Annotated in this window: 23 protein-coding genes; 16 read left to right on the top strand and 7 right to left on the bottom strand. The window is 61.3% G+C overall.

Annotated elements, in window-relative coordinates:
* Positions 1 to 122: 122 nt before the first annotated feature.
* The 5 genes from dksA (at position 123) to metK (ending at position 4486) form a co-directional block, all read left to right on the top strand.
* Positions 123 to 485, top strand: a complete 363-nt coding sequence (dksA, locus tag ACOYW0_RS10990; protein ID WP_180138009.1) for an RNA polymerase-binding protein DksA — start codon at positions 123 to 125, stop codon at positions 483 to 485.
* Positions 475 to 1350: a PHP domain-containing protein gene (locus tag ACOYW0_RS10985; RefSeq protein ID WP_482418483.1), complete on the top strand. Its 876-nt coding sequence runs from the start codon at positions 475 to 477 to the stop codon at positions 1348 to 1350. Before dksA ends, ACOYW0_RS10985 begins: the two co-directional genes overlap by 11 nt.
* Positions 1347 to 2051, top strand: coding sequence for a ribonuclease III (gene rnc, locus ACOYW0_RS10980; RefSeq protein WP_482418482.1), 705 nt, complete (start codon positions 1347 to 1349; stop codon positions 2049 to 2051). Before ACOYW0_RS10985 ends, rnc begins: the two co-directional genes overlap by 4 nt.
* A 35-nt stretch (positions 2052 to 2086) precedes the next feature.
* Positions 2087 to 3172: an elongator complex protein 3 gene (locus ACOYW0_RS10975; RefSeq protein WP_482418481.1), complete on the top strand. Its 1086-nt coding sequence runs from the start codon at positions 2087 to 2089 to the stop codon at positions 3170 to 3172.
* Positions 3173 to 3313: 141 nt separating this feature from the next.
* A complete protein-coding gene (gene metK / locus ACOYW0_RS10970) occupies positions 3314 to 4486 on the top strand; it encodes a methionine adenosyltransferase (protein ID WP_482418480.1) in 1173 nt (390 codons plus the stop codon).
* Positions 4487 to 4557: 71 nt separating this feature from the next.
* Here the strand turns inward: metK and ACOYW0_RS10965 are convergent, their stop codons facing one another.
* Together ACOYW0_RS10965 and ACOYW0_RS10960 are read right to left on the bottom strand one after the other, a co-directional pair.
* Positions 4558 to 5442 carry a hypothetical protein gene (locus ACOYW0_RS10965; protein WP_482418479.1) on the bottom strand — a complete coding sequence of 295 codons (885 nt, stop codon included), beginning with the start codon at positions 5440 to 5442 and terminating at the stop codon, positions 4558 to 4560.
* A gap of 122 nt (positions 5443 to 5564) precedes the next feature.
* Positions 5565 to 7133, bottom strand: coding sequence for a SpoIID/LytB domain-containing protein (locus tag ACOYW0_RS10960; RefSeq protein WP_482418478.1), 1569 nt, complete (start codon positions 7131 to 7133; stop codon positions 5565 to 5567).
* Positions 7134 to 7263: 130 nt separating this feature from the next.
* Between ACOYW0_RS10960 and ACOYW0_RS10955 the strand changes: the two genes are divergently transcribed.
* From ACOYW0_RS10955 to ACOYW0_RS10945, 3 genes are read left to right on the top strand one after another with little or no spacing between them, the layout of a single operon-like run.
* Entirely contained in the window at positions 7264 to 8049 is a 786-nt protein-coding gene (locus ACOYW0_RS10955) for an MlaE family ABC transporter permease (RefSeq protein WP_482418477.1), read from the top strand.
* A gap of 14 nt (positions 8050 to 8063) precedes the next feature.
* Positions 8064 to 8777 (top strand): ATP-binding cassette domain-containing protein, encoded by a 714-nt coding sequence (locus ACOYW0_RS10950; protein WP_482418476.1) that lies wholly within the window; start codon positions 8064 to 8066, stop codon positions 8775 to 8777.
* Positions 8774 to 9682 (top strand): MlaD family protein, encoded by a 909-nt coding sequence (locus ACOYW0_RS10945; protein WP_482418475.1) that lies wholly within the window; start codon positions 8774 to 8776, stop codon positions 9680 to 9682. The genes ACOYW0_RS10950 and ACOYW0_RS10945 overlap by 4 nt, the downstream gene beginning before the upstream one ends.
* Positions 9683 to 9736: 54 nt before the next feature.
* Here the strand turns inward: ACOYW0_RS10945 and mobB are convergent, their stop codons facing one another.
* Positions 9737 to 10219, bottom strand: a complete 483-nt coding sequence (gene mobB, locus ACOYW0_RS10940) for a molybdopterin-guanine dinucleotide biosynthesis protein B (RefSeq protein ID WP_482418474.1) — start codon at positions 10217 to 10219, stop codon at positions 9737 to 9739.
* A 407-nt stretch (positions 10220 to 10626) separates the two neighbouring features.
* Between mobB and ACOYW0_RS10935 the strand changes: the two genes are divergently transcribed.
* Positions 10627 to 11151, top strand: a complete 525-nt coding sequence (locus ACOYW0_RS10935; protein WP_482418473.1) for a shikimate kinase — start codon at positions 10627 to 10629, stop codon at positions 11149 to 11151.
* Positions 11152 to 11157: 6 nt separating this feature from the next.
* Here the strand turns inward: ACOYW0_RS10935 and tatC are convergent, their stop codons facing one another.
* Both tatC and ACOYW0_RS10925 read right to left on the bottom strand, forming a co-directional pair.
* Positions 11158 to 11961 (bottom strand): twin-arginine translocase subunit TatC, encoded by an 804-nt coding sequence (gene tatC, locus ACOYW0_RS10930; protein ID WP_482418472.1) that lies wholly within the window; start codon positions 11959 to 11961, stop codon positions 11158 to 11160.
* Positions 11962 to 12016: 55 nt separating this feature from the next.
* Positions 12017 to 12301 (bottom strand): twin-arginine translocase TatA/TatE family subunit, encoded by a 285-nt coding sequence (locus ACOYW0_RS10925; RefSeq protein WP_180137988.1) that lies wholly within the window; start codon positions 12299 to 12301, stop codon positions 12017 to 12019.
* Between the two features lie 460 nt (positions 12302 to 12761).
* Between ACOYW0_RS10925 and ACOYW0_RS10920 the strand changes: the two genes are divergently transcribed.
* Positions 12762 to 13559, top strand: coding sequence for an IclR family transcriptional regulator (locus ACOYW0_RS10920; RefSeq protein WP_180137987.1), 798 nt, complete (start codon positions 12762 to 12764; stop codon positions 13557 to 13559).
* Here the strand turns inward: ACOYW0_RS10920 and ACOYW0_RS10915 are convergent.
* Together ACOYW0_RS10915 and mtnP are read right to left on the bottom strand one after the other, a co-directional pair.
* On the bottom strand, positions 13529 to 14050 hold the full coding sequence (locus tag ACOYW0_RS10915) for an adenine phosphoribosyltransferase (RefSeq protein ID WP_482418471.1): 522 nt from the start codon (positions 14048 to 14050) through the stop codon (positions 13529 to 13531). The genes ACOYW0_RS10920 and ACOYW0_RS10915 overlap by 31 nt on opposite strands.
* A 42-nt stretch (positions 14051 to 14092) precedes the next feature.
* On the bottom strand, positions 14093 to 14845 hold the full coding sequence (mtnP, locus tag ACOYW0_RS10910) for an S-methyl-5'-thioadenosine phosphorylase (protein ID WP_482418470.1): 753 nt from the start codon (positions 14843 to 14845) through the stop codon (positions 14093 to 14095).
* A 318-nt stretch (positions 14846 to 15163) separates the two neighbouring features.
* On the opposite strand from mtnP, the gene mtnA reads away from it, so the two are divergent.
* The 6 genes from mtnA (at position 15164) to pabB (ending at position 21642) form a co-directional block, all read left to right on the top strand.
* Positions 15164 to 16288 carry an S-methyl-5-thioribose-1-phosphate isomerase gene (gene mtnA, locus ACOYW0_RS10905; RefSeq protein ID WP_482418469.1) on the top strand — a complete coding sequence of 375 codons (1125 nt, stop codon included), beginning with the start codon at positions 15164 to 15166 and terminating at the stop codon, positions 16286 to 16288.
* A complete protein-coding gene (gene ahbB, locus ACOYW0_RS10900) occupies positions 16279 to 16773 on the top strand; it encodes a siroheme decarboxylase subunit beta (RefSeq protein WP_482418468.1) in 495 nt (164 codons plus the stop codon). The genes mtnA and ahbB overlap by 10 nt, the downstream gene beginning before the upstream one ends.
* Positions 16774 to 16949: 176 nt before the next feature.
* A complete protein-coding gene (locus tag ACOYW0_RS10895; protein ID WP_482418829.1) occupies positions 16950 to 17747 on the top strand; it encodes a protein phosphatase 2C domain-containing protein in 798 nt (265 codons plus the stop codon).
* Positions 17748 to 17762: 15 nt separating this feature from the next.
* Positions 17763 to 18449: an FHA domain-containing protein gene (locus tag ACOYW0_RS10890; protein ID WP_180137976.1), complete on the top strand. Its 687-nt coding sequence runs from the start codon at positions 17763 to 17765 to the stop codon at positions 18447 to 18449.
* 310 nt (positions 18450 to 18759) lie between these two features.
* Positions 18760 to 19350: an anthranilate synthase component II gene (locus tag ACOYW0_RS10885; protein WP_482418467.1), complete on the top strand. Its 591-nt coding sequence runs from the start codon at positions 18760 to 18762 to the stop codon at positions 19348 to 19350.
* Between the two features lie 54 nt (positions 19351 to 19404).
* A complete protein-coding gene (pabB, locus tag ACOYW0_RS10880; protein WP_482418466.1) occupies positions 19405 to 21642 on the top strand; it encodes an aminodeoxychorismate synthase component I in 2238 nt (745 codons plus the stop codon).
* The last annotated feature ends 82 nt before the right edge of the window (positions 21643 to 21724 follow it).

The following is a 21724-nucleotide window of genomic DNA, read 5'->3' as shown; positions in this document are numbered from 1 at the left end:
TTGCCTCCCTCGCGGGGCCGGGGCGCCTTCCTCAATAGATCTTTACAAAATTCGTAAACTGTGTTTACAGTAGGCAGGTTAAACAAAAATTCGCCAACCAAGCTCAGAGGAGAGGTTTGAGTATGGATCAGGAAACACTGGAATATTTCAGGAAGTTTTTAACTGATCGGCTTAATGACCTTCTGGAACAGGCTGACAGCACTGTTGAAGGAATGACTGCCCAGAAGGAGAGCTTCCCCGATCCCACGGACCGAGCATCGCACGAGGAAAACAGGAACTTCATGCTTCGTATTCGCGACCGCGAACACAAGCTGATCAAGAAGATAAAACAAGCCCTGGAGCGTATTGATAACGGGGTTTTCGGCATTTGCGAAACCTGCGAAGAGTACATTACCGTCGAGCGACTCAAGGCCCGCCCCGTCACCACGCAGTGCATCGACTGCAAGACCCGGGCGGAAGCAAGGGAAAAAGCCCTTGGCCTCTGATCGCGCTTCGGCGGGGATCGACCTTCACATCCACACCACCGCCTCGGACGGGTCTCTGTCGCCGCAGGAAGTGGTGCGACGTGCCCGCAGAGCCGGCCTGGCCGCCATTGCCATCACCGATCACGACACCGTGGAGGGGGTCCGTCAACTGATATCACACGGACTCCCGGATGATTTGGGTTTTATCACCGGGGTTGAGATCAGCTCCCTTCCCCCTGCGCCATATCGCAGCAAGGGCAGTTTCCATATTCTTGGTTACGGTATCGACCCTGAGGCCCCGCCCCTTGCGAAGGCCCTTGAATCTCTGCGTCTTCAGCGCGAGACGCGAAACCCCCAGATGATTGACCGCCTTAACGAGCTCGGCATGGATCTGACCCTGGCCGAGGTGTCGGCCGAGGCCGGCGGTGCCGTGGTGGGCCGTCCCCACATGGCCGCCGTGATGGTGCGGAAAAAATGGGTGGGCTCGGTTGCCGAGGCCTTTGACCGGTACCTGGCCACAGGGCGTCCCGCCTATGTAGAAAAGGGTCGCATTGATTTTGAAAATGCGGTAAGTCTCATTCGTGCCGCAGGGGGGCTCCCCGTGCTGGCGCACCCTGTGACCGTGGGGCTCTCCCCGGATGACCTCAAAGGGCTCCTTGAGAGCCTGGCCCGCCTGGGCCTGGCCGGTGTGGAAGCCTACTACTCCACCCACCCTCCGGAGCTCACCCGTTTTCTTCTCGGCTGCGCCAAGTCCCTGGGACTTGTGGTGACCGGCGGGTCGGATTATCACGGGGCATATAAAAAAGGTATCGAGTTGGGCGTGGGGCGAGGCGATCTCCATGTACCCTTTGATTGTTACGCCACCTTAACCGCTGCATTGCCATGAATCACATTGAAGACCTGTCACAGTTGGAGGCCCACCTCAACTACACCTTCGGCGATCGAAGTTTCCTTGCCACGGCCCTGATGCACAGCTCCTATGTCAACGAACAGGGAGATGCCGTCCTGGAAGACAACGAACGCCTGGAGTTTTTGGGGGATGCCGTTTTGAACCTGGTTGTGGGCGACGCCCTGATGCACAACTTTCCCGAGCTCAACGAGGGAAACCTGTCTCGCATGCGCTCCAACCTGGTCAACGAGACCCAGCTGGCCGAGATCGCCAGGCAGCTGGAACTGGGGCAGTTTATCCGCCTCGGCAAAGGCGAGAGCCAGACCAACGGCCGGGATAAGAATTCCATTCTCTCCGACGTCCTTGAGGCGGTCATCGCCGCGGTTTACTTAGACGGCGGGTTTGATGCGGCCTATCGGCTCATCAGCCGTCATTTCAAGCCCCTCCTGAGCGGTGCGCGCCCCTCGCGCCTCAACAGCGACAGCAAGAGCCTGCTCCAGGAGTACTCCCAGGTCCACCTCAAGGAGATTCCCCGCTACCGCGTGGTCTCTGAGATGGGGCCGGACCACGACAAGACCTTTCAGGTCTGCCTCAAGACCCGCGATATCGAGACCATGGGCTACGGAAAGAGCAAGAAGGCCGCCGAACAGGATGCTGCCCGTATTGCCCTGGATCTTTTAAAGGAACGGGGGCTTTAAGTCCATGGCCCCTTTGAGCCGTCGGTGACCCGTCCATGGCCGCCGACACCCCCCGCCCCTTTGTCGTTCCCCTCTTTATTCCCCATGCGGGATGCCCTCACCACTGTATCTTCTGCAACCAGCATGCTGTCACCGGGCTAAAGCGCGCAGGCGCCCCTGCCATGCCCTCCCTTGCCGCCATGGAAGGGGAGATCGAGCGATGGCTGGAATGGGCCGCAAACCGCCATCCCGTGGAGATCTCCTTTTACGGGGGGACCTTTCTGGGACTGCCTTTTGAAACGGTGAGGGCCTGCCTGGACCTGGCCCATGGCTACGTCAAGGCAGGGCGTATCCAGGGAATTCGTTTTTCCACCCGCCCCGACACTGTTACCCCGGAGACCCTTGAGATTCTGGCCGGGTACCCCGTCACCACGGTGGAGCTCGGGGCCCAGTCCATGGAAGATGCCGTGCTCACGGCCAGCACCCGGGGCCATACGGCCGCAGACACCGAGAGCGCCGCAGCACAGTTGAAGGCAAAGGGGTACGTCACCATTCTTCAGATGATGCTGGGTCTTCCCGGGGAGACCCCGGACCTCTTTCGCTCTTCCCTTCAGCGCATCCTTGACCTCGATCCCGAGGGCATTCGCATCTACCCCACCGTGGTCCTGAAGGGCAGCGGCCTGGCCGCCCTCTGGCGTGACGGGCGCTATGAGCCCCTCTTCCTGGAAGAGGCGGTGCAGCGGGGCAAGGAGGCGTGGCTCATGGCTGCCCGACGAGATATCCCTGTGATCCGCATGGGCCTCCAGGACAGTGAGGAGATGCGCCTGACCCATGTTCTGGCCGGGCCCCATCACCCCGCCTTCGGGCATCTGGTCCACAGCGCGAGGTTCCTGGACATGGCCGAGATCCTTGCCCGGCGGCTTTTTTCACCGGGCGATGCCCCCGTGTTTCGCGTTCATCCCAAAAGCGCCTCGCGCCTTCGGGGAGATAAAAACAGTAATCTGGAGAACCTTCGGCAACAGTACGGTTTTACCGGTATTGAGGTGGCCCTGGACGATGCCCTGGCCGAGAGTTCTCTGGCCGCAGGCGGCTGGGTGGTGGACTCGGTACGACAATGCTTTGCAAAAGATCTGGAAAGTTGATAAAGAACATCGGATGATCAGCAGTGCTTTCTATGTAAACACAAGCCAACCGGGACGCCTGCTCATCTGACTCCCGCCCGACAGACACCGGTCGATTCATACGAAGCGATTTAGATTTCAAGTGTTCCAAAGGAGCAGAGAATGACCAACGCAAACTATTTTTTTACTTCGGAGTCCGTAACGGAGGGTCACCCCGACAAGGTGGCCGACGCTATTTCCGACTCCATCCTGGATGCCATCATGGCCCAGGACACAAAATGCAGGGTTGCATGCGAGACCCTGGTCACCACCGGCATGGCCTTTATCGCCGGTGAGATCACCACCAATTGTTACGTGGACATGACCCAGATTGTCAGGGACACCATCCGCGAGATCGGCTACGACTCCTCGGACATGGGCTTCGACTGGCAGACGTGTGCTGTGATTTCCAGCATCGACAAGCAGTCCGAAGACATTGCCCAGGGCGTTAACGAAGGCGAAGGCCTCTTCAAGGACCAGGGCGCCGGCGACCAGGGCCTGATGTTCGGCTACGCCATCGACGAGACCCCCGAGCTCATGCCAATGACCGTGGTGTTCGCCCACAAACTCACCCAGCGCCTTGCCGAGGTGAGGAAAACCGGCGTGCTTCCCTACCTTCGCCCCGACGGAAAAGCCCAGGTCACCATTGAATACGAAGACGGAAAAGCTACGCGCGTGGACACCGTGGTGGTCTCTTCCCAGCACACCCCCGAGGTGAGCCACGAAGACCTTCAGGAAGGCATCATCAAAGAGGTGGTGCTCAAGGTCATCCCCCTTGAGATGATCGACGACAAGACCCGCTTCTTCATCAACCCCACCGGGCGGTTTGTTGTGGGTGGCCCCATGGGCGACTGCGGCCTCACCGGCCGTAAGATCATCGTTGATACCTACGGCGGCCGAGGAAGCCACGGCGGCGGTTGCTTTTCCGGAAAAGATCCCTCCAAGGTGGACCGAAGCGCCTCCTACATGGGCCGTTACATCGCCAAGAACATCGTGGCCGCTGGCCTTGCCAAGGAGTGCGAGGTCCAGGTGGCGTATGCCATCGGTGTTGCCGAGCCCGTTTCTGTCCTCGTGGACACCATGGGCACCGGGGTTATCCCCCAGGATCGCATCGCTGAGATTGTCCGCGAGGTCTTTGACCTGCGCCCGGCAGCCATCATCGAGCAGCTCGACCTTCTGAAGCCCATTTACAAAATGACCTCGGCTTACGGCCACTTCGGACGTACCGACAGCGAAGGCTTTACCTGGGAGCGCACCGACAAGGTGGACATCCTCCGGGAGAAAGCCGGTATCTGAGGTTTTGCCGTATCACGGGTCTGACGGGTAGATGATCAAAGGGGCGCCTCCCTCATGGGGGCGCCCCTTTTTTATTTCCGGCGCTTGTCCGGGGGCGGGTCCAGGACAATGACGACCCGGCACTGGCTGAGGAAGGTGGTGTGAGAAACGTCTGAGCGGATGCGGGCGGCGTCCTGGCTGCTGATGATGATGTCGGTGCGGGCGCCCTGGGTGGTGCCGATGCCGGTGACCATGAGGGGGTTCTCTCCGGCGGAGAGGCCCTGGCCGGCCCGGGCCAGGGAGCTTTCATAGACAGCCACCCCGCGCTGGACCGCGTATTCCCGGCTGATGACGGTGGGGCCGTAGACCTCTTCTCCGGATTCGGTGACCACGCGCGGGGCAAGCCCGGGGATGACGTCTACCCCTCGGGCATCGACGATGAGGCCGGTATAGGCGTCGTGGGTGGAAAGGGCTCCCGAGGCTTCGGACGTGAACAACGGCCTGATGGGGTTGATCTGCCGGATCTCTTCCGGAAGGATGAGCTGGGAGAAGGCCCCCCTGAGGGGAAGGGTGAGGGTGACCTGGACGGAACCGTCCGTGAGGAACCGTTTTTCCGTCATGGGGGTGGACAGGAACATCAGGTCCACCTGGGCGACGACCTCCCGGCTGGCTCCCATGACATCACCGCCGGTGGTGTCGCCGTGGATGGTCAGGTGCCGGAGGATGGACGAAAGGTTGGACCGGGCCGCCTCAACGGCCCGGTTGACGTAATGCTCCCTTGCTTCCGGGGAGGCAGGCTGCCCGGCCTTCTCATTGGGGGCATGCATCCCTTCGGCCCGCACCGAGCCGTTGCTCCAGTCGATGAGGCCGTGATCAAAGTTTTCTGTTATCCCCTGGCCCGCGGCACCGAAGAGGGGCCCGGAAGAGAGGAGCGTCAGCGCTCCCAGGAGAACAAGGGTCATCAGGCGTCGTTTCATGACGGGCCTTATAAAAAGGTCGTGGACAATACCGCTCAGGGGAAAACCGAAGGGCCCTTGGAAAAACACCGATTCCGGGGTCTTTTGACGGGGCCCGTGTCGTGGTTCGCAAAAACCCGATATCAGCGAACCCCTTCTTTGTCAATGGTGACCAGCGAGACGTTTTTGTAGTAGTGGTGCAAAATGGTGTCGTAGGTGAACCCGGACGCGGCCATTTTCCGAGCCCCCCACTGGCTCATGCCCACACCGTGACCGTAGCCGCACCCCTCGAAGGTGAAGTGCCTCTTCTTCCGGGTGACCGAGAACCGGGCGCTCTTGATCACTTCGGGGCCCATGGCCAGCCTGAACTCGTTGCCGGTGAGCTCAAGGCGTCCCCGGGAGGTGCTGATGATCACCCGGCCGTTGCGGCCGGAAGGGGAGGGCTCACTGGTTTCCAGGGAGATGATTCCCCCGGGGCGGTACCCCTTTTCCCATAATTTTTTGACCATGCTGTCGGCGCCGATCTCCCCTGTCCAGCAGGCGTCCGGGGCCAGTCGGCTGAAGCTGTCCTTGACCCCCTGCAGGTAGGGCAGGGCCGCTCCCCAGACCGCGTCGGCGCTTTCGGTCATGCCGCCGCTGTTGGCGTGGAAGCAGGCGATGATGGGCAGGCCCTGAAAGGCGAGGTAGTGTCCCTTTGTGCTGTCCACCGGGGCGGTGGTCTCCGGGGTCTCGGCATCGGCGCCCCCGTAAACCTGAAAGGCGGTGGTGGCCTCCAGGTCAAAGCGGGCGTGGGCCTTGCGGTTGAGGAGGGTGTGGTAGGTGTAGGAGCGTGAGGCCACGGCCTGGGCTTTGAGTGCTTCTTCCGGCCAGAGGGGGCTCATCTCTTTGGGGAGGACCCCGTAGAGATACTCTTCCACCGGCAGGGTGTTGACCACGGTGATGCCCTCTTCATCCGGCCAGAGGGTCACCTCGCCGCGGTAGGCGTGTCCGTCCACCCGGGGGCGCCCGGAGCCGGGCCCCAAGGTCAGGGTGAGATTGCCGGCCACGACCCCGTTGACCACCAGGCCGTCCTGGCCGGTGGTGACGGTGACCGGCCCGTTGCCTTCAAAAAGGGGGGTGCCGTCCCGAAGCACGGTCATGGGCTCACCGGTTCGGCCGAGGATCACCTGGTCCACCTGGTGGCGCAGCAGGACCCGGACCTTTTCCGGGAGTTTTGCCATGGCTTTGTCCTGGGCCTCCGGTGCGGGCTGTTCACCGGCCAGGATTTCGGCCTGGCGCAGCCAGGCCCGGGCCGAAGAGCTGCGCATGTGCTCGGGGTAGAGCTCCACAAAACGCTGGAAGTGGGTCACGGCTTCGGCAAAGCGGCCGTTGCGGTAGGAGACCGCTCCCAGGGCAAAGCGGGCGTCGATGATCACCGCGGTGTCGGGGTAGGTGGTCTCGATCTGTTCCAGGCAGGCCACGGCCGTGTCAGGCAGGTTCAGGTTACGGCTGTAAAGAACGGAGAGAAAGAGAAGGGCCCTTGCGCGTTCCTCTCGATCGGTGCTGCCTTCCAGGATGCGTCGGTAAAGGGCCGCGGCTTCGAGGGAACTGCCCTGTTCAAGGAGGCCGGAGGCCTCTTCGAACAGGGCATAGCGGGGTGCGGATGCTGCAAAGACGGGCGGGACGACGAACAGGAGCAGGCAGAGGGTGACAAGGTATTTCAGGCGAATCATGGGGTGAGTTCCCTCCGGGTGAAACGGTTAAAATCGGTTGATCTTTGTCGATTGAATTGACTATACTTTTCCGGCAGAACAAGAGTAGCGGATAATGCGGATATTGACAACCAATCCACAGGGGCTTGCGTTGAAATGGATCGGACGAACATGCGGCTATGTCGGGCGAGTCACCCTGGACTTTGTGGGGATGGCCCTGGTTCGGGCCGCCTTTACCCTGCGGATTCTCACCCTTCTGGTGAGGCGCCCGGCCGACGGGCGCGCCCAGGTGAAGCGGGCGGTGGTGGAGCAGATCTACTTTACGGCTGTCCAGGCCCTGCCCCTGATCATCCCCTTGGCCCTGCTCGTGGGCAGCGCCATGATCATTCAGTTTACCAAGGTCTCAGGGGAGTTTGAGCTCGGAAAGGCCGCTGTCATTCTCATTGTCCGTGAGATCGGCCCCCTCATCACCGCCCTGGTGGTCATCCTGCGCTCGGCCACGGCCGTCACCGCCGAGATGAGCTGCATGACCGTGTTCAACGAGATCGAAGCCATGGAGATGTCCGGGGTGGATCCCATGTGGGTTCTCTCCTACTCCCGGTTCACGGGCATCACCTCGGCGGTGGTCTGCCTCTTCGTGGTCTTTGACTTAGCCGCCCTGTTCGGTGGCCAGGTGGTGGCCTGGGCCACCACAAGTCAGTCCGGGGACATTTTTATCTTTCAGGTGGCCAAGGCCATCAGCGGCACCGACCTGGTGGTGAGCCTTGTCAAGGCACTGCTCTTTGGACTGATTATCACCGTGGTGAGCCTGTTCCACGGGTACACCACCGTCCGCAAGGTCTCCCGTATCCCCGTGAGTGTCTCCCGGGCCGCCGTGGAGAGCTTTTTTGCCTGCATGCTGGTCAACGCCTTTGTCTCCATCGTTTTTTACCTGTAGAGGATGCCATGCCCATGTCGACACCTGCCGCCGGGGATGCCGGTACAGATCCCACACCGGTGGTCCGGTTGATGAACCTTTCGGTGGAGGACACCTGGAAGGGCAGGGCCCTTACCGACCTGGACCTCTCCCTGCCCCCCGGGGCGGCGGTTCATCTCTCCGCCGACAACCCGGCCGACGCCCACCTGCTGCTTCGGTGCCTTGCCACCTTGAGCTGGCCCACCCGGGGCCGGTATTTTTTTGGCGGCGAAGAGCTGCCCTTTACCTGGTATGAGAGGCTTCTTCCGGTGAAGCGCAGGATCGGGTACCTCTACCCCATGGCCGCCATGGTGAGAAACCGCACCGTGGAGGAGAACCTCGATTATCAGGCCCACTATTTCAGCGACACGGACCTCGTCCGCCACCAGGGGCTCAAGGAGGAGCTGGTGAGGGCCTTCGGCATCCAGGACGCCCTTCCCTTCTGCCCGGAGCTGGTGAGTGCCATGGAGCAGCGGCGTGCCATCGCCGTGCGGGACATCCTCAAGGAGCCCCTGCTCTTTCTGGCCGAGTACCCGGAAGAGTTTGTGGGGCGCGGGTATTTCTCCTGCTTCATCGCTGAGATCCGGAAGGTCCTCTCGCGGGGGGGCGTGTTTGTTTACACCACCAACTACCGTGGGTTCGGCAAAGAGCTGACCCCCCTGGATCTTCGCCTGGAAAATGGCACGCTCGTAAAGGAGCTGGCACCATGATTGTTCGCTACGACACCCGCGAAAAGGTGGTGGGGGCCTTTATGCTCTCCATCATGATCCTTCTGGCCCTCACCGTGCTGGCCATCGGCCGGAGCAAGGACTGGTTCCGGGAGAAGGTGACCTACTTCACCACCTTTAAAGAGAGCTACAACCTGGAGACCAATGCGGCGGTGAAGCTCTTCAATGCCGATATCGGCAAGGTGACGGAGGTGAGCCTCGTGGGCAATGTGGTCCACGTGCGCATGGCCATTTTTGCCGAATACGCCCCGCGCATCCGAAAAGACTCCGTTGCCACGGTCCAGAGCGTCAACTACATCGGCAACAAGTACATCTCCATCACCCCGGGCACTCCGGAGTCGCCCGAGCTCCTGGCCGACGAGGAGATCTCTTCGGAAGAGCAGCCGTCCGTGGCCGACCTCCTGGCCAAGTTCGAGGTGGAAGAGACCGCCAAGAAGGTGATCCGGGCCGTTCAGGATGTCTCGGAGGTGGCCACCCTGCTCCGGGATCCCGAAGGGCCGTTGTTTGAGGCCTTGAACAGCATCAACAACTCCTTGAACGCCGTGGAGGTTCGCGTGGGGGCCATTCTGGACAGCCTGGCCGTGGCCGTGGACAAGGTGCCCCACACCGTGGACCTGGTGGATCGGGACCTGGAGAAGGTCCACGAGATCGGCATGGAGATCCAGACCAACATCGCCCTGTTGCAACAGGTCCTTGAAAACGTGGAGGTGGGAAGCCGGGACGTGCCCACCATCACCGAGACAACGGTCAAGGGGATTGAGGAGATCCGGGTGGGGGTAGAGCAGATCGATGAGGTGGTAAAATCCCTTAAAAAGAGCATCCTCATCCGGGGGAACCTGCCCCCGGGACCCGAGGTGAAGGGGCAGGACGCGGGGAGCCGTCCCTGACCCATGGGGGGAGAATCGCTTTGGAGCCACCGGCAGGCGTGCCGGTGGCTTTTTTTATGCCAGAAAGGTCTCGGCAATGAAGTCGGCGACGCCCTGTGGATCGTCCGGATCCAGGGTGGGAAGGCCGTCTGCCTGGGGGGCATCGGTGATGCGCGCCACAAGCCTGGTGAGGCCTTTTAAGGGGGCTTTTCCCGTTTCCCGCCTGTGGACCTCGATTTTGGGGCGGGCCGAGCCCTTGTAGCCTTCGGTGATGATGAGGTCCAGGTCCGCCATCTGCCCTTCCAGCTCTTCCAGCCGCACAGGAGTGACCTTTTTCACCAGGGCGTAGGCTGTCTCCGAGGCCACCATCACGGCGTCGGCTCCGGCCTGCTGGTGTTTCCAGCTGTCTTTTCCTTCGTGGTCCATGGAAAACCCGTGGGCCGTGTGCTTGATGATGCCCACCCGAAAGCCTTTTTGCTGCAGCAGGGGGATGATACGCGTGATGAGGGTGGTTTTTCCGGACCCCGATGTGCCCACAATGGAGAGGGTGACAGCCATGTTTTTGTCCTTGGTTTGGAAGGTTGGCCGCTGCCGACGGGCAGGGACATCGCTACCCTAAAAGATGGCCTTCGGCCTTGTCAAGACCAATGAGGCCCCGGGGCAGGGCCAACGCATTGACCAATTCCGCTGCCTCCGGCGGGTCGCTTTTTGGAAAAAGCTCCGCAAGAATAAGAGGGGCTATGGCCGGTTGCGACGCGTCCGAAACAATCAAACCTGTTTGTCAAACTTTTCAAAAGTTTGGCCTCCGGCAGGTCCGCCGGAGGCTCCTGGGCCCCGGGTTTTGGCCTCACCGACATCTTTTTTTGTGCATTGGGAAGGATCCTTTGAAAGCGCGGAGGCAATGGGGTATTCTGGCCCCCTTGAAGGCTTTGGATTCACGAGATGTAATGTCAGGAGCGCAACGCATGATAAAGAAAAACGTGGTACTTACCGGCATGCCCGCCGCGGGCAAGAGCACCGTGGGGGTGATTCTGGCCAAGCGCCTGGGCCTGAACTTCACCGACAGCGACGTCTACATTCAGACGTGCGAGGGGCGGCGTCTTTCGGAGATTATCCGGGAGGAGGGGCTGGACAGATTCAAGGAGATTGAAGAGCGGCGTCTGTGCGAGATGGCGGTCACCGGCACGGTCATCGCCACCGGGGGCAGCGTCATTTACGGGCAGAGGGCCATGGATCACCTGGCTACAGACGGGGTTATCGTCTACCTTCATACCCCCCTTTCCGTTCTCATGGAGCGGCTCAGCGACCTGGGCGCCCGGGGCGTGGTGATCCAGCCGGGGATGAGCGTGGAGAGCCTTTACCAGGAGCGCCACCCCCTGTACATGGGGCGCGCTCACATCGTGATTCCCACCGACGGCCTCACCCCGTCCGGGGTGGCAGACGCCATCCATGAGGCCTTGATCAAGAGGGAAGGCGAAACCTGGCGGTAGATCCGCTTAGGCGTCCTCTTTGGGGGCGTCTTCATCGCTTTGGACCGGGGGCTCGGTTTCGGGCTCCTCATCCTCCTCGGCAGCGCCCAGGGGCCGCCTCCCAAAGGCCATGGCTCCGAAGATGCTCAACTCGTAGAGGAGGATCATGGGGGTGGCCAAAAGGATCTGGGTGACCACGTCCGGCGGGGTGAGGATGGCCCCGAAGACAAAGAAGAAGACCACGGCGTACTTGCGGTTTTTTCGCAGGAAGGCAGGGGTCACCAGGCCCAGGGCGGCCAGGATGGTGATGAAGATGGGCAGCTCAAAGGCAAGGCCAAAGGCCATGAGCAGCTTGGATGCAAAGGAGAGGTACTCCTTCATGGTGGGCAGGGCCCGCAACGACTCCGAGGCAAAGCCCAGGAAGAACTTGAACCCGAAGGGGAAGACAAAGAAATAGCCGAACAGGGCGCCGCCGGTGAAGAAAACGACGGAGAGCAGGACGGCCGGTGCCATGACCCATTTTTCCCGCTTGTAGAGACCCGGTGCGATGAACATCCAGATCTCGAAGATGATCACCGGGCTGGCCAGAAGCAGTCCGGCCAGGAGGGAGACCTTGAGGTAGGTGAAAAAGGCCTCGGGCAGACCCGTGAAGATGATGGCGTCGCCCTTGGGAAGCACCTCAATGAGGGGGCGGGTGAGGAGGTCGAAGATCACCTCCTTGAAGCCGTAGGCGACGGCCGCTCCGATGGCGATGGCGATGAAGCAGCGGATGAGCCGGGTTCTCAGCTCGTCCAGGTGCTCGGTAAACGGGAGTTTGTCCTCTTCCTGCATGATCCGTGTCTCTTTATGGGGTGATCTCGGGGGGCGGTGCCGCGGCCCCGGTATGCTATCCCTCGGTCTGGTCCGGCGTCTCGCGTTTCGGCGTTTCCGTGTCGGGGGAGGCGTCGTCTTTGGCGGCCAGGGTCACTTTTTTCATTTCACCACCGGCCTTTTCGGTGGAAGGGGTCTCTAAGTCCACCGTAAAGGTTTCCTTGAGATCGCTTGTTGCCTTGCGAAATTCTCCAAAGGCTCTGCCGAGGGTCTTGGCCAGTTCCGGCAGCTTTTTCGGGCCGATGACAATGAGTGCCACGGCCATGATCAGGAGGATTTCGGGCATCCCCATTCCAAACATGGTGGTCATCTCCTTGAAAAAATTGAGAGTTGTCTCGGGTAAAACGCAAGGACGGTTGTACTTGTTTTGGGGGGCGGTGTCAAGGTGAAGGGGCCGTGTTCACAGGGCCAAGGCGTAACAATTCAGTTGCCTCCGGCGGCTCGCTTTTTTGAAAAAAGCTCCTTGATAAACGTAAAAACAAGAGGGGCTATGCAAGGTTGCTGTGGATACCAAAAAAACAAGACCTGTTTGTCAAAATTTTCAGAAGTTTGACCCCCGGAAGGACCCACGGAAGCAAAAATTTAAATGCGTTGGCCCTGGCCGTGTTCATGGGGGGGATGGTGCCTGAATAACTTAGGGCCGATTGACAGGGATCCGGGGAATGTACTACAAGGGATTGTCTGCAACATAAAGGGGTTGGGTTGGGTGCGTCGCAGTCGGGCGCCGTCTGAAACGGTTTTTGTGCTGTATGGAGGCGATCATGGCGATTCAATCGGTAAAACGGGCACTTGATATACTCTCCCTCTTCACGCCGTCCCAGCCTTCCCTGGGCATCACCGAGATGGCCCGCCTTTTGGGCCTTGCCAAGCCCACCATCCACGGCCTGGTACAGACCCTGGCCGATGAGGGGTTCCTCAGCCAGAGCGATGAGACGAAAAAGTACGCCCTGGGCCTCAGGGTGTATGAACTGGGGACCTGCGTGGTCAGCCACCTGAGGGTCAACCAGATCGGCGGCCCTGCGGCTCGGCGCCTGGCACGGCAGACCTCCCTGATGTCCCGCATTGCCATCTGGGATCGGGGCATGGCCCTGGTGACCTTGAACCAGCTGCCCAACGACCCCTCCCTTCCCTTCACCAACCTGGGCCCCAAGGTCCCGGCCTATTGCTCGGCCGTGGGAAAGGCCATGCTCTCCACCCTGCCTGTGGATGCCCTTGACGCCTACTTTGACCGCACCCGGATGACCCCTTTGACCCCCAAGACCCTCACCGACGAGGGGGCCCTGAGAAGGGAGCTTTCCACGGCCCGGAGCCGGGGCTACGCCCTGGAGTCCGAGGAGTACATCATGGGCCTGGCCTGCATCGGCGCTCCTCTTTTTGATCACACCGGTCGGGCCGTGGCCGCCATCAGCGTCTCCGGTTCCCCGGAGCTTCTGGAATCAGGGGAGGTGCCGGCCATTGCCACGGATGTGATGCGGACGGCCGGCGAGATCTCCTTTGCCCTGGGCTTTACCCCGGAATCGGTTCCCGATCAGTCGCCTTCGAATTCACACATGGCGTAAATCGGCGTGTCCCCGGTCTTGGCTCGGCCGCCCAGGTCGGGAAGCTCCACGATAAACCCGCACTCCACAATATCCCCGCCCAGGCTGTTCACCAGCTTGATGGCGGCTTCAATGGTGCCGCCGGTGGCGATGAGGTCATCGATGATCACCACCTTCTCGCCCTTTTCGATGGCGTCTTCGTGCATCTCCACTTCGGCCTCCCCATACTCCAGGGCATAGGACTCCTCAATGGTTTTCCAGGGCAGCTTGCCTTTTTTGCGCACCGGCACAAAGCCCACGCCGAGCTGGTAGGCCAGCACCGCTCCGAAGACAAAGCCCCGGGCGTCGATGCCCACAACCTTCTGGATGCCCTTGTCCTTGTAGCGTTCGTAAAAGAGGTCGCAGGCCTTGCGGTAGGCCTCGGGGTCCTGCATAAGGGTGGTGATGTCCCGGAAAATCACGCCCTCGATGGGCCAGCCGGGGATGGAACGAATGGTCTCTTTGATGTTCATGCTCTTTCCTGACATGGGGTTATATCGATACTTACTGTTTTTTTATGGGGTGCCAATCCTGGGAATGGCTTTGGTGAGAAGCCCTTTGACCCGGTCGGTGTTCTTGTGGAAGACCTCGAGGATCTCCTCCCAGGAGACGGGGGCCTCGTCCTCTTTCCAGCAGTCGTAGTCGGTGCTCATGGCCACGGCAGCGTAAGGAATGCCCGCTTCGTTGGCCAGGGCCGCTTCGGTGGCCACGCTCATGTTGATGACGTCGGCGCCCCAGGCACGGAACATTTTGGATTCTGCGCGGGTGGAGAAGCGGGGGCCTTCGATGGTCACCACGGTCCCTTTTTCGTGGGTGTGGTTGCCGTGGGTCATGCTGGTTTCGTAGAGCACCTTGCGAAGGTGGGCATCAAAGGGGGTGGCCATGCCGGTGTGGACGGCGCCTCCGGAAAAGTCCTCGTGGAAGGTGTTGCACCGCTTGCGGGTGAAGTCGATGAACTGGTCCAGGATCACAAAGTGGCCCCGGTCGATCTCCTCGCGCAGGCTGCCGCAGGCCGTGGTGGCCACGATGTGGGTGGCGCCCATCTCTTTCAAGGCGTGGATGTTGGCCCGGTAGTTCACCTGGCTGGGGCTGTACTGGTGCCGTCGGCCATGACGGGCCAGGAGCAGGACCCGGCACCCGTCGATGACGCCTCGGGTGATGGGGGACGAGGGCGCGCCGTAGGGGGTGGTGAGGGTGACCTCCTCGGCCTGTTGCAGGATGTTCGGATCGTCGAGTCCCGATCCGCCGATGATACCCACCTGAATCATGTGCATCTCCTTAGGGAATGTCTGTGGCCTCGTGTCGGTGCATGGGCGATGCGCTGAGAAATCATGAAGCGCCAAGGCCGGCTCCCGAGGGGTTGTCAACCCGTTCGGTTTTCACTCAATCGTGCGGCCGAAAGGACGGGACCGGTGACGCTCCGGTGGCCCGGATTCCCTTGAAAACCGCCGGATACCGCTATACGAGGCCCTTGAATTATGGTAATAAGGCTTATACGTTAATACGTGATATGAGACAATATTTTTGTTCCAGCCCCTTTGCTCACCCCCGGACAGGGGGGAGCCCACGATAGATATGAGGTCCCTATGAAGGTAGACGGCAAAGAGATGCGCCCCATCTGGCTCAGCAGCGACAACCCTTTGGAAGTTCATGTGATTGATCAGCGGATGCTCCCCCACGAGCTGGTGATTGCTCCTTTAAAGGACGTGGACGACACCATCCATGCCATCCGGGAGATGTTTGTCCGGGGAGCTCCCCTCATCGGCGCCACCGGTGCCTGGGGTGTGTACCTCGCCTGCATCAACGCCCCGGGGGGAGAGGTCTCCGATGCCTGGGTGCAGGCCGAGGCCGACCGCCTCAAGGCCTCGCGCCCCACGGCGGTGAACCTGGCCTGGGCCGTGGATCGCATGACGGCGCGCATTGCTGCCGTGGAAGGCGACGGCCAACGGGTGCGCACGGCCCGGGAAGAGGCTGCCGCCATCACCGACGAGGAGGCGGAGAACTGTCGCCTCATCGGAGAGCACGGCGTCTCCCTCATTGAGGCCATCAGCAAGAAGAAAAACGGGGAGACCGTCAACATCCTGACCCACTGCAACGCCGGGTGGCTGGCCTGTGTGGAGTACGGCACGGCAACCGCCCCCATTTACGAGGCATTCAACCGGGGGATCGATGTCCACGTCTGGGTGGACGAGACCCGGCCCCTGAACCAGGGAGCCCGCCTGACGGCGTGGGAGCTGGGTAAGCACGGGGTGAAACACACCGTTATTGCCGACAATGCCGGCGGCCATCTCATGCAGCACGGCATGGTGGACCTGGTCATCACCGGCACCGACCGCACCACCTGGACCGGGGACGTTGCCAACAAAATCGGGACCTACTTAAAGGCCCTGGCCGCCAAAGACAACGACATCCCCTTCTGGGTGGCTCTTCCTTCCTCCACCTTTGACTGGGAGATGAACGACGGGGTTGGCGAGATTCCCATTGAGGTACGCAACCCCGATGAGATCCGCTACATCCAGGGAAAGGTGGACGGCAAGCTGGTACAGGTGCTGGTACCCCCCGCAGGGTCTGCCTGCGAAAACCACGCCTTTGACGTCACCCCGGCCCGCCTGGTGACGGGGTTCATCACCGAACGGGGCCTGTGCGAGGCCAGCGGGGAAGGGGTCCTGGGCCTTTTTCCCGAGAAGGGAAAGGAGGCGTCATGTCGCTAAGTGATCAGGAAAAACAGGTGATCTCAGCCATTCAGGGGGACATCCCCGTGTGCGAAAACCCCTACCGGGAGCTGGCCGCAGGGCTTAACATGAGTGAAGAGGCCTTCCTTGAGGTCCTGCAGGGGCTGAACGACAAGGGGCTCATCCGCCGTTTCGGGGCCACCCTGCGCCACCAGAAGTCGGGGTTCACCGCCAACGCCATGGTGGCCTGGCAGGTGGAGGAGGACCGAGTGGAAGAGGTGGGATCCACCATGGCCACCTACAAAGAGGTGTCCCACTGCTACCGGCGAAACCCGGCCGAGGCGTGGCCCTACAACCTCTACACCATGATCCACGCCACCAGCAAAGAGGCCTGCCTCGACACGGCGCGCCGGATCTCCGAGCAGGCCGGGGTGGCTGTCTACCGGGTGCTCTTCAGCAAGCGGGAGCTCAAGAAGATCTCCATGACCTACTTTTCCCAGCCCGGGGCGTCGGCAGGAGCCTGATGCCTGGCTGACCCCGTAAGAATGGTCGTTTTGGCTTGTTTAAGGTGTTTGGACGTATTACCTTGTCACCTGGTCGAGCCGACCCCCTCCTTAAATGTTTTGTGAGCCCTTTGGATACCCAATCTCCTGACGGCGTTCCGGTGAGCCGGGGCGCCCCTGTGATGAGAAAAGGCTTGATGACCATGCATGTGGAACATGTCGCCCTTACCGATACGGGATGCAGGCGATCCCGGAATGAAGACGCCTTTTTCGGCTGCGATGCGCTGAAGCTCTATGTGGTCTCCGACGGCATGGGGGGGCACAGGGCCGGGGACGTGGCCAGCCGCCTGGTGGTGGAGGGCATGCAGGAATACATCCGGCGGGAGGCTCCCAGGAACGGGGGGCCGCTGGCCCCTGCGGATTCCGGGCTCTCCTGTCAGGCCGCATGCCTCGTGGACGCCATCGGTTATGCCAACCGGAAGGTGTGGGACGAGGCCCGCCGCCGGAGCGAATGCGAGGGCATGGGGGCCACGGTATCGGCGGTGTGGATCTGCGGGGATACCTTTGTGGCGGCCAACGTGGGAGACAGCCCGGTCTACTGCGTCCACGGCCAGGCCATCGAGATGGTGTCCGTGCCCCACACCCTCCCCAAGGAGGGTGACCACGTGTTGACCCGCGCCGTGGGAGTGGACCGTGAGGTGCAGGCCGATGTGTGCGAGAGCCAGTGCTATGGCGGGGATCGCTTTGTCCTCTGCTCCGACGGGTTGAGCAACCTGGTTTCCGAGGAGGAGATTCTGTTGGCGGTGTGTCAGCAGTCCGCAGAAGAGGCCTCCCGGTCCCTGGTGGAGCTTGCCAAGGCCCGGGGCGGGGACGACAACATCACCGTGATGGTGGTGACGGTGGGGGCGAAAGGGGCCGTTTCAGGATGGCTGCGCCGGGTGTTCGGGCCCTTTTTGCCAGGTATGAAAACGAGCGCACGGCGCCATGGGGCATGATGAAAGGATAATTCGATGCCGGTAGTTCAGTTGCAGTACAAAGATCGGGTGATCAGTCGACACAGGGTGGAGCCGGGGGGAAGCCTGACCATCGGCCGGCACCCGGAAAGCGATGTGGTGATCGACAACGCCGCGGTGTCGGGAAAGCATGCCAAGATCGACGGCCTGGAAGGCGGCTATTTCATCACCGACCTCAAGAGCACCAACGGCACCTTTTTAAACAGCATCATGATCACGACCAGCCAGCTCCGGCACGGCGACAGCATCGTCATCGGGCGGCACCGGTTGATCTTCGGGTACGCCAAAGGAGAGGCCCGGCCGGAAAAGGAGCGGGCGCCCCTGGACAAGACCGTGGTGATGGACGCGGGCAGGCATCGCACCTCGGTTCCCTCGGCAGACGTCAACGCCTACCTCTCCGTTCTCAAGGGCGGAAGCGGTGAGATCCCCCTGACCAAAAAAGTGACCAAGGTGGGCAAGGACCCGGTGTGCGATATCGTGGTCTCGGGCTTTGGCGTGGGCAAGGTCTCCTTTACCATCAGCAAGATGCCCAAGGGGTTCCAGGTGAATTACATCAGCGGTTTCAAGCGGCCCAAAGTCAACGGCGAGCCCTTGAAGACCTCGTTGAAGCTCCGGGAGTTCGACACCGTGGACATCGGTGCCATGCGCATCCAGTTTGTCTACCGGGAGTCCCTTTTTATGTAGCGTTTGAAACCCTGTGGCGAATGCATTCGCGTCATGTGTGACATGTGGCAACCGGTTTTGCAGGAGAGACCTGCATTTAACAAATTCTTGTAACTATTCAGCTCCAAAAAACAGCCTCCGGCGGCAAGGTGTGCCACCTTGAAAGCAGGTAGCGGAAGTGATTTGCCCCTCGTTCCCGGGGCAAATCACTTCCGCATTTAAAACGGCATTCATGCAAATATTTTTTTTATGACCTGTTTGTTAAACTTTTTAAAAGTTTAGCCCCCGGCAGGGCCGCCGGAGGCTTTTTTCAACAAAGAGTGAGGTGGACGTGGCCACACTGCTTGTCGTCGACAACTACGACTCCTTTACCTACAACCTGGTCCAGATGTTCAAGGGGATCCCCGGGCTCACCACCAAGGTGTTCCGAAGCGACGCCATCTCCCTGCGCCAGGCCGAAGTCCTTTCCCCCGATTACATTCTCATCAGCCCGGGGCCCAAATCACCGGCCCACGCCGGGATCTCCATTCCCATGATCCGTGCCTTTTACAGGCGGGTACCCATCCTGGGGGTCTGCCTCGGCATGCAGTCCATCAACGAGGCCTTCGGAGGGAAAACCGTCCGTGCCCCGGTGCCGGTCCATGGCAAGCAGAGCCCTGTGGCCCATACGGGATCGGGGGTCTTTAAGGACGTGCCCTCGCCGGTGCGGGTGGCAAGGTACCACTCCCTCATGGTGGAGATGGCCGACGAGGCCCCCCTGGAGATCACGGCCCACTCCGAAGACGGGGTGGTCATGGGCCTTGCCCACCGCGATCACCCCTTGTGGGGGGTGCAGTTCCACCCGGAGAGCTTCATGACCGATCACGGTCGGACCATGGTCGCCAATTTTCTCAATCTCGGCCCCTTGAAGGGGCATGCATAGCCGCTAAAATTCATGGCGCCGGTTTCAGCCCGGCGGAAGCAGGGAGGCCCCACGGTGTTGGACAGGCTTTTCAATTCATGGCCCCACGGCCTGGTGATCACGCGCAGAGCGCTGACGTTGACAGAACCCTTTGAGATCCTTGCCTCACGGTTTGCACGGGACGAGGGCACCGTGGTGCTGCTCAGCGGGGGAGAACTCGACTCCGCCCGATATCATATGCTGGCCACCATGCCCTTTCTGACCCTTTCCGGGTACGGTGAGGAGATGACCCTTGCCGTAAAGGGGCGCACCGAGCGCTTTACCGCCGACCCCTTTGACGCGGTGCGGGCCCTGTCCCGGCGGTTTCCCCTGGACGGAAAGAACGATTGGGGGCCGGTGGCCTCCGGTCTTTTCGGGTACCTTGCCTATGACCTCAAAGATGCCGTGGAAAAACTGCCCCGCACCACCCTGGACCGCCGAAGGCTGCCCCAGCTTTGGTTTGCCGCCCCACAGGCCCTGGTGGTGGAAGACCGTCGCACCGGCGAGGTCTCCCTCTGGGTGACGGCGGCGAGCCGGGAAGAGGCGGGCCGCACCGAAGAGGACTTTCTGGAGCGGCTCAAAGGCCCTGCCCCTGCCCCGGGGCGCTTCGGCGGTATCGGCGGGTTCACATCCAATTTCGACATGCCCGGCTACATGGCCGCCATCGAGCGGATCAAGGAGTACATCCGTGCCGGGGACATCTATCAGGTCAACATGTCCCAGCGGTTTGAAGGGGGCTTTACCGGAGATCCCTACGCCCTGTTCACGGAGCTCTTTGCCGCCAACCCCGCACCCTTTTTCGCCTATGTCCAGGCAGGCTCCCACCAGATTGTCTCCACCTCCCCGGAGCGGTTCCTCAAGCTGGAGGGACAGGCCGTTGAGTCCCGACCCATCAAGGGCACCCGTCCCCGGGGCAAGACCCCGGAGGAGGATGCGGCCCTTCAGCGGGAGCTGGAGACCAGCCCCAAGGATGACGCCGAACTCTCCATGATCGTGGATTTGATGCGCAACGATATCGGCAAGGTGTGCCGGGCGGGGAGCGTCTCCGTGGTCCGGCACAAGAAGGTGGAGGCCTACAAAAACGTCTTTCACCTTGTCTCCACTGTGGAGGGAGAGCTTGATAGCGGCGCCGATGCCGTGGATCTGCTCCGGGCCACCTTTCCCGGGGGGTCTATTACGGGCTGCCCCAAGATCCGCTCCATGGAGATCATCGACGAGCTGGAGAGCGATTGCCGCCATGTCTACACCGGGTCCATGGGGTACCTGAGCTTCCACGGCACCATGGACCTGTCCATCGCCATCCGCACCGCGACCCTCTGCGAAGGGCGGGTGAATTTTTCCGTGGGGGGCGGGGTGGTCTACGACTCCGATCCCGAGGCGGAGTTCCATGAGACCCTCCACAAAGGAGAGACCCTCATGAACGCCTTTACCGGGCATCGCAAGGGAAAGGCCCGGGAGACGATGGTGTGGCTGGACGGCCGCCTGACGGCGGCAACAGGGGCGGGGTTTCCCGTCATGAGCCGTGCCGTGCAGTACGGGGCCGGGGTGTTTGAGACTCTGCGTGTGGAAAAGGGCAGGGTTCCTTTTCTCAGTCACCACCTTTCACGCCTTCACAAAAGCTGGTCCGGGCTTTTCGGGGGAGACCTGCCCGAGTTGACCTGGGAGACCATTATCCTGGAGGTTGTGGCGGCCAACGGACTTGCCGGGAAGACCGCGGCGGTCAAGATCATGCTGGGGCAGGGGGAGGATCAGAGCGTGCCTTTCGGCGGTCATGTGGCCGTCACCGCCCGGCCGTATACCCACCGCCTGGAGGTGGTGCAAAAACCGGGGCTCAGCGTGGTCTCCTTTCCTTCGCTTCGGATGACCTCCCTGGCCGATCACAAGAGCCTGAACTACCTTCTGAGCCTCAAGGCCCTGGCCTATGCCGAGGGCATGGGGGCTGATGAAGCCCTGTTGATGAACGGAGACAACTCGGTGTCGGAGCTGGCCACGGCCAACCTGCTTGCCCTGTCCGGGGACCGGGTGATCCTTCCTGCCTCGCCCCATGTGCTTCCCGGGGTCATGCAGTCCCTGGTGCTTCCCATCCTGGAAGGCTGGGGATACACGGCGGTGCGCGAACCGCTGCTTGCGGCCGATCTGGTTGCCATGGACGGGGTGGTGGCCACCAACGCCCTCATGGGGGCGGTGCCGGTCCTTGAGGTGGATGGGCAGGCTGTAAAAGGGGCGGTGACAGGGCTTTGTGCGGATATAAATGCGGAGCTGGGGATTCGGTGAGGTGGGCTGGCCAACAAAAAAGCAGGCCTTTCGGCCTGCTTGGTTTGCTTGGCGGGGTGCCTCGGGTAACCGGGCATGGTCC

The sequence above is a fragment of the Desulfoluna sp. HI9BLuna genome, from assembly GCF_056829775.1.
The sequence above is the reverse complement of the archived record's forward strand: the minus strand, read 5'-3'. Positions and strand labels throughout refer to the sequence as shown.